This is a genomic window from Streptomyces flavovariabilis, from assembly GCF_000725785.1.
GTDB lineage: Bacteria > Actinomycetota > Actinomycetes > Streptomycetales > Streptomycetaceae > Streptomyces > Streptomyces hawaiiensis.
This window is the reverse complement of sequence record NZ_JNXD01000049.1, coordinates 1-7,950: the sequence shown is the minus strand read 5'-3', so window position 1 is coordinate 7,950 and position 7,950 is coordinate 1. Positions and strand designations below refer to the sequence as shown.

4 protein-coding genes and 3 pseudogenes are annotated in these 7,950 nt (G+C 69.0%); 3 read left to right on the top strand and 4 right to left on the bottom strand.

The annotated features are described in order from the left end of the window. Positions 1-505 precede the first annotated feature (505 nt). Positions 506-1,990 carry an alpha/beta hydrolase gene (locus IO24_RS0139495; RefSeq protein WP_031144624.1) on the top strand — a complete coding sequence of 495 codons (1,485 nt, stop codon included), beginning with the start codon at positions 506-508 and terminating at the stop codon, positions 1,988-1,990. Positions 1,991-2,401: 411 nt separating this feature from the next. Then, positions 2,402-2,528 (top strand): annotated as a pseudogene (locus tag IO24_RS47000) (lamin tail domain-containing protein); the annotation flags it as partial. 58 nt (positions 2,529-2,586) lie between these two features. On the opposite strand, the gene IO24_RS0139490 reads toward IO24_RS47000, so the two are convergent. From IO24_RS0139490 to IO24_RS0139470, 4 genes and pseudogenes are all read right to left on the bottom strand, one after another. Continuing rightward, positions 2,587-3,369, bottom strand: coding sequence for a hypothetical protein (locus IO24_RS0139490; RefSeq protein ID WP_031144622.1), 783 nt, complete (start codon positions 3,367-3,369; stop codon positions 2,587-2,589). A gap of 597 nt (positions 3,370-3,966) precedes the next feature. Next, a pseudogene (locus IO24_RS46140) lies at positions 3,967-4,136 on the bottom strand (transposase); the annotation flags it as partial. Between the two features lie 19 nt (positions 4,137-4,155). Then, positions 4,156-4,599, bottom strand: coding sequence for a hypothetical protein (locus IO24_RS0139475; RefSeq protein WP_157851353.1), 444 nt, complete (start codon positions 4,597-4,599; stop codon positions 4,156-4,158). Between the two features lie 284 nt (positions 4,600-4,883). Further along, positions 4,884-5,879 (bottom strand): YdcF family protein, encoded by a 996-nt coding sequence (locus IO24_RS0139470; RefSeq protein WP_051906036.1) that lies wholly within the window; start codon positions 5,877-5,879, stop codon positions 4,884-4,886. Positions 5,880-7,527: 1,648 nt separating this feature from the next. Here IO24_RS0139470 and IO24_RS0139460 point away from each other — a divergent pair. Further along, a pseudogene (locus IO24_RS0139460) lies at positions 7,528-7,950 on the top strand (IS21 family transposase); the annotation flags it as partial.

The window sequence follows — 7,950 nt, the reverse complement described above, 5'->3', positions numbered from 1 at the left end:
CCGTGCGGTGAAGATTCGACACCTCCACCACACACGGGGGCCTTCGCCATGATCAAGCCCGACCCCGCGTTAACAACGCTCGTGATCAATACAACTAGGGCGCGTATCGAGTCGTGATCAATGGGTGGGCCGGGTGAGGACTTTCATCCAGATCGTCGAGGCGCGTAGGAGCAGGCCGGTGAGGTAGCCGTCTGGCCTTTTTGTCGCATCGGGTGGCCGATGCCGCGGCCTCGAGCTTGTTGATCAGCCGCTCGGTGGTGTTTCCCTCCTCGTAGAGGTCGGCGTCGGCTGACGGGCCGACCGATAGTGCGGCGGAGCCCTTTCCCTGACCCGACCCGGATCTTTTTCGCCCCGGGGCCCCGGTCGCCCCTGAGCGGTCCCCGACCAGACCCGGAGAAGCCCCTGACAGGGGCTCCACATGGTCGACAGCGCACCTACCGTGACGACGGTGACCCGGCCGGGTCCGCACGCCTGACACAACCGCTCTCTTTCACGAGGAGGATCCATGCCGTTAAGGGGAAGATCCGCACTGCGGCGCATTGCCACGCGAGGCACGACCATGGCCGTGGCAGCCACCATGGCCGTCATCACCGGCCTCGCCGCCGCTCCCGCGGTCCCCGCGTCGCCGTCTGCCACCGGGGCCCTGCGGTGGGCAGCGTGTGACGACCCGGAGAAGCGGGGGGCCGAGTGCGCCACTCTTTCGGTGCCGGTCGACTGGACCCACCCGGACGGGCCGAGACTCGACCTGGCTGTGGCCCGCCGCAAGGCCACGGACCCCGGCGCACGCGTCGGCTCGATGGTGTTCGGCCCCGGCGGGCCGGGCGATTCGGGTGTGGAGATGGTGGTGGGCCGTATCAGCCGGTTCAGCCCCGAGGTCCGACGCAGGTTCGACATCGTCAGCTTCGACCCGCGCGGGGTGGGCGGCAGCAATCCGGTGACCTGCTCCGGCGCCCTGCTTGCCGAGCGGCCGTCACCGCAGCTGAAGAGCCAGGCGGACTTCGACGCCACCCTGGCGTACAACAGGCGGCTCCGTGCCGACTGCCGGGCCCGTACCGGCCCGGTGTTCGACCACCTTGACACCGGCCAGACGGTCCGGGACGTGGACGCCCTCCGGGCCGCCCTCGGCGAGCGGAAACTGACCTTCCATGGCAGCTCGTACGGCACGCTGCTCGGGGCACAGTACGCCGAGACCTACCCGCGCCGTGTGCGGGCGATGGTGCTGGAGAGCGTCATGGACCACAGCGTGCAGGCCACCCGCAGATTCCTGCAGGCCGAGGCGGCCACCGCAGAGGATTCATTCCATGAGTTCGTGAAGTGGTGTGACGGTGCCGCGCACTGCGCGCTGCACGGCCGCGATGTCCGCGCCGTCTGGCAGAGCCTGTTGGCCCGGGCCGGGCGCGGCGAGCTGGAGCACCCTGCGAAGCCGGGCACCTCGCTGTCGGCTTCTGACCTAATCAACAAGATCGCGTTCCGGAAGTTCTACGAGGCCGACTACGCGGGCCTGGCCACGGCGATCGCGGGGATGGCGGTGAGCAATCCGCTGCCCGCGTCGCCCACCTCGATAGCGCCGCTGCCTCCGGCCACGCCGGTCTTCTGCTCGGACTGGCACCTGCCAGTGCGCGACTACAAGGAGTACTCCTCGCTCGTCGCCATGATGAACATGACGGCGCCTGACCTGCCTTACCTGCTGCCGATCCACATGGCAGCAGCGTGTCTGGGCGCGCCCACCGCCAACCCGCAGCACCGCCTGGACGTACACGGTGCCCCGCCGATCCTGGTGTCCAACGCGCTGCACGACCCCGCCACCGGCTACCCGTGGGCGGTCTCGGTGGCCCGGCAGCTCGGCCGCAGCGGCGTGCTCCTCACCTACGAGGGCCACGGCCACGGCAGCGTCACCAGCGGCCCGTGTATGGAGGACGCCGTGGACAGCTACCTCACCGACCTGGCAGCCCCACCACGGGGCACCAGCTGCCCCGCCGTGCCATCCTGACAACTCGCCGATCCGGATCCGCCTGGAAGACGGATCCGGCAGGAAGACGGTCGTGACGCGCAGACAAGTTGCCGACGACCAGTGGGAATTGATCGAGCGTTCCTGCCGATTGCCGAGTCTGTCGTAGGACCAGCCCGTGGTAAAGCCGTTCTTGCCTCCCTGGAGATGCGGATCAGCCCTCGCAGTCGTTGTGCTCTCGGCACCGGCGGAAATGCCGCCTCGTCCAAGCGCGCACCGCACACGCCCCCCGCCCGCAGACAACGGACCCCTACGCCATACGAACGAGTGAAGTCCGTGCGCAACCACCAGACCCAGGTGCATGTCCTGCACGAGCGGAACCACCCGCTCAACCTTGGGGAACACCTCGTACACAAAAGCCTCGTCACCCCCGCGGCTGCTGCGGCCGACGCGCTGACCGCCCTGTCCTGCGTGCCCGCACACGCTGGGCGAGTACAGTTCGGCGTTGCAGATCCGCGGAGTTCAGTACGACGCGCCGGGCCGGGACTCCAAAAGCTGCTCCTCGGGCAACACCGACCAGGTATGGCGAGTCTGCGGTAGCAGATGAAGGTGCAGGCGGCGATGTTGGTCGCACCCGCTCAGCCGGCCGAAGTGTCCCGGGTCGTCGCCTCGCATGCTTCGATGAGGGCTCGCTGCCTGAGGTTGCCGCCGAACAACTGCATCGTGGTGGCGGCCAGTATGTCATCCCTGCAGATGGTCCGCCCGTCCCCCCTACGGGTGGGCAGGGCCCGGAGGGAATCCTTGAGGAACGGGGGTGGGGCCGGTTGGCCCGACATCACTGGGGTGACCGTACCGAAGCGCTTGACCCCGCCCTCGCGGACGACCATGGCCGCGTCCCGGGCGAGGTCCGTCAGGAACACGCTCGCGATTCCGTCCAGGTCGCGGACCATCGCTGGGACGGCCGTCACCCCCTGGCTCCGCAGCAGCTCCTTGACCCCAGCCTCGAACCTGTGGGCGCCGACCACAGCACTCGGTTTGCGCGACCTGCTGCGCTTACGAGAAGGCACGATGACACCCTCCGCGTCGTACAAGACACCGGTCATATCTTGAAACGTCGGGCTGTGGTCGTACCACTTGTGTCCCACCTCGAGCTCGACGTTCCGGTCGATCGCCGTAAGAAGGTCCCCGGGAATCAGCTTCTTCCGGGCCTCCCCCGCCGCCGCTCTCCTCGCGCCGTCGATGATCTCCGTCAGCACTGTCCGCGTCACCGACGCGGCGGCCCACGCGGCCGACCGAGAGACGTGCATCGAGGTCACGTCCCTGAACACCGCTTTGACGAGAGAAGGCTTGAACGGCGAGACATCCATGATCAAGGCGGTCTGGGGACCGCTGCGCTCAGGGCGTGCGGGCTGTGTGGTCATCGGAAGAAGACGCTCCCTGCTATCGGAGTTATCAGAGGCCCACACTCCACCACGCAGACCCGCTCTCTTCCCCACCCTCCGTCGAAGCGGCACCCGGTCAAAGGCCTGAGTGCACAGCCACACGGCCGGGCCGATGATTACCGAAGCTCCAGGCGCTCGCCGCCCTCGGGCTGCGTGGGCGGCGGGAAACGTCGGCTGCTGGAGACCGCGCGCAGGGAGTACGAGCGCGGCGCAGGGATCCTGCCGCTTGACGACGAGGACCTCACCGTCATCTTCAAGCAGGCCGTGTAGAAGGCGGGCACGGCACCTACACCGCGCCGTTTCGGCGCGGGTCCCTCCAAGGTGCGGACGGAGGCGCCGCAACCACCTCCACAAGCTGGCGCTCAAGGCGGTCGGGTCGCTCCGTTATGCCGCCACACGCCCCACGCAGAAGACCGTCGGGCGAGTCCCGGCGCCCACACCCACGCGCTACCGACTCTCGTGAGGAAGACTCCGATGACCGAGCTCGCCATCACCCCCGGCCTGCTGCTCACCCTCATGGTGTCGGCGGTTGCCGCCATTGCCGTCCGCACAACCTAGGCCAGTCAGCACGGACACGCCGCAGGCGTTTGGCAGGTCCCTCCAAGGCGAGCCGGTGCGGTACTTCAACACGATGGCTTCCAGGGTGCGACGTGATCGGCCCACCGTCGACCGCGGACCGGATCGGCCGGCATCAACGGCTTGGTCCGGTCCCACATCGCATCAGTGATCACCAATCGGACGGACATGCGAAGTACTGCTAGGTGTTTACCACCAGTCAGTGCACAGCGGGGGGCCGGCGGGTGCCAGTGCCGCACAGGCGCGGAACTTCCAGGAGGACGAGCTGCTTGTGTTCTTGGCGGCGCTGGTCTTCGGGGTGTCTTGAGCTCCGACCACGAAGGGGCCGCACTGCAGCCAGCTGGAACCTCCGTTGGTGGTCCAGTCCATCCACACCTTGTCGCCAGGGAGAGTCCAGCCGTCGATCTTGGCCCACCCTCGCTGTACGCCACCGATAGTGGCGTACTGGATGCTGATCCTGGTGCCGCCGCCTATCGTGCGTTCGATCCCGACCGCACCGCTGAGGTTGTCGGGGATGTCGACGAAGCCGTTCGCGCCGCCTTCACAGTCGGCGGGACTTGCCTGTGCGGATCCGGGGGCGCCAACAACCATCATGCCCGCCGCGACCAACACCCCTGCGACCGTCGTGGACATGGTCCGTGCGATTCTGCGCATCAGTCCCCCTACTGCCATATGTGTCTGCTTTCGGCACGCAACAGTCTGCGCGCGACAACAGTGTGGTCTCGCTCGGGCGTGGAACGGGTTGTTCTGCGTGGGGCGTCTCAGCTGCGCCGCAGGGACGCATGGGCCGCCGCGCCGGTCCGTCCGGAGCCCAGCCGCGTCGGCAAAGCGCCCGCGCCGGGCCAGCGGCTCAATAACTGCGACCCGGGCTGTCCGCGCCTTTGTCAGGACCTCTTACGAGGTGTGCGGCCGGCGCTTCAGTGCTCGAAGACCGCCGTCGCCACCGGCACTGCCAACAGCAGGCTGAGTCCGACCAGGGGGAGTCGGTCCAGCCACAGGATGGCGGCGAATTCGCGCAGTGTCGCGGCCAGCCAGTAGGCGGGGGAGGTCGGCGCGCCCACGACGTGCACGGGCACACCGACGCGGCGGGCCAGCAGGGTCGTGCGGTAGACGTGGAAGCCGCTGGTGACCACCGTGGCGCGGTGGCCGGGAGTGGTCCCGTCCACGAGGGCCGCGCTGAAGCGGAGGTTCTGCCCGGTGTTGACGGAGCGGTCTTCCCGCACGATCCGGTCGGCGGGCACTCCGCGTCCGCGCAGATAGTCGGCCATCGCGTCCGCCTCGGAGCGGACCTCGTCGTTGCCTTGGCCGCCCGAGACGACGAACACCACACGAGGCGTGTCCGGTGCGCGGGCGGCGTCGATCGTGAGGGCGCGCTCCAGCCTGCGGGTCAGCAGCGGGCCGGGCCGTTCGCCGTTGAGCCCTGCGCCCAGGACGACGACATGGGTGGTTTCCGGCAGGGGGGTGCTACGGCCCCGGACGAACACGTAGCCGGCGAAGACGAGGAAGAGCAGAGTGAGGTATCCCGCAGCCGCGTTCACCACGACCACGAGGGCGCCGAACGCCTCGCCGCCGACCGCGTGGAAACCCGCGTCGAGGCCGAGCACCGCCAGCACCGCGCAGCCGGCGGCCCCGGTCGCCAGCAGGGCTGCCTGCGGTCCGTAGCGCCGGACCAGGAGGACACCGTCGGCCAGCAGCAGGCCCAGCGCGAGCGCCAGGAGCAGGGCGGCGACGGCGAGGACGGTGGCGATGGTCGGGTGGGCTGCCGCACTGCGACCGGCCACGCCGAGTCCGCCAGAGGTCACCGCGAGGCAGAACAGGACGGCGGTGGAGAACCGGTGCGGTGCCAGCAGGGCGTTGACGACGCCGCCCGCGGCGAACACGACCGCGGCGACGTACTCCGGGTACTCCGGCATGTGCCACACCGCTCCGCTCTCCCGCCCGCCTCTCGCCGCCCGCGCGTTCCCGGACCCGGTACGGACGGCTGCCGGCCATCCTCCCAGACCCGCTGTGGTGCGCCGAACGCGGGCGGGCGGTGGTGCGTTCGGCGGGACTGGCATGTCGTGCCGGTGGTGCTGCCCGGCGGCCGCGCCGGACGCACAGATGTAGTGGTGCTCCATCTTCTCGATGAAGCCGCAGTGTTCCGCAGGCCACTCCTCGGGCCCCAGCGGCCGGCCATCGTGAATGCGTTGGTTGATCCACGTGGCGGCCTCGTAGGCGCCGGAGGTCCACAGGCGGCACAGGGGCCAGGGAGGCAGTCCCAGGGCGTGGACCACGCTGTAGGTGAGCTCCCAGCTCGGGTAACACTCGATACCGCGCAGGAGAACGGAGATGCGTCCCTTGAAGAAGCCGGTGCGGCGGGCCGGCTCGTGGGGGTGATCCCGTGTGCGGATATTCGGTGGCGCAGGCGCTCAAGCAGGGCCTGCTGGCTGGGGCCGATGTTCTCGGACATCGGCTCCGCGCGACGGCCTCGCCGGCCCGGCCCGAACGTGGCGGGCGCGACGGAGAGCGGTGCATCCGGGACGTCGTCGGCAGCCGGCGGATCCTGGGGGGCGAGGATGGCGAGGAGGTCATCGCTGCGGCTCGTCCTGCCCGGCCAGCTCCAGCGCCGGAGCGCGGACGGGCCCGGTGCTTCAACCGTGGGCGGCGGCGGTGAACTGCTGCACCAGCAGTCCGGGCGAGGGCAGCAGCGCCACGACCGCGGCGAGGTGTCCCAGCACGGTCATCGCCGTGCTCCACGCGAGGACCACCACCAAAAACGGCGACGGTCCACACCTTTCGGCTGAACACTTCACCTTCCCTGTATCGAGGTTGAGGGTCTGGAAGGCCTCCCTCCCGGCGGTGCTCAAGCGGTCACGGAGCAAATACGTTCGATGGACCCTGCTATGAACACCCGAACGCCAACTCCCGCCCCGGCACGGTCAACACCGCGTCGGAACGTCCGCTTCTGATCACCGTTCATGCAGTTGCACACCCACTGTCCGGGGACCGGCACCATGAACGAGACGCCTTGGCGTCACACCTTCCCGTCTGGAAGGCGCGCGGGTTCCCCTCGTGCTCAAGGAACCCCGTGTGGGCCCCGTGCCGCTCCCGTCCGGTACGTCGAACCTGCCGGACGGGAGCCAACACCCCTCCTGTCGTCCCCGGCCACCGCTCCCCTAGCCCGACCTTGCCGAGCCCGGACCGTCACCTGGCCGCCTGCTCCGATCGAGTTGTTCGCCTCGCCCGAGGTGCGCACCTACCTCGGTGGCCCTCGTTCACGCGATGGACTCGGACACGTGGTTTTGTACGTGGGAACGGACACCACTTGTTACTCAGAGCGGGGAGCGCCCGGTTTCGCCCGGAGGGCGATGTCTCTGGGTTCTGACAACACTCGGGGGCTTGCGGTGGGAGCGACCGGCTCCTGGACGAGCACGGGGCGGAGGCGGTGACCTATCCGATGGTGCGGGCCTATGTCGCCGACCGGCGCCCCCAGATCGCCGTTGAGGCCGGCCGCGGGTGGTACACGCGTTCATTCCGCAGTCCCACAGGCCGGGGGCCGAGGCGGAGGTGGACTTCGGCGACGTGAAGGTACGTCTGGCCGGTGAGCAGGTCACCTGCTTCGTGTTCGCGATGCGCCTGTCGTATTCGGGCAAGGCCGTGCACCGCGTCTTCGCCTCCTGCGGCCAGGAGGCATTCCTCGAAGGCCACGTCCACGCTCTCAGCGTGCTGGGCGGCGTCCCGACGGGCAAGGTCCGTTACGACAACCTCCGCTCCGCGGTCTCCCGGGTGCTGAGCTCGCGGTCCCGCGTGGAGAACGAGCGGTGGACCGCGTTCCGGTCGCACTTCGGCATCGATGCTGCGTATTGCCTGCCCGGCATCGAGGGCGCCCACGAGAAGGGTGGCGTGGAGGGGCAGATCGGCTGGTTCCGCCGGAACCATATGGTCCCCGTCCCCGAAGTCGCCTCCCTTGCCCAGCTGAACGCGATGATCGAGCAGTGGGACGAG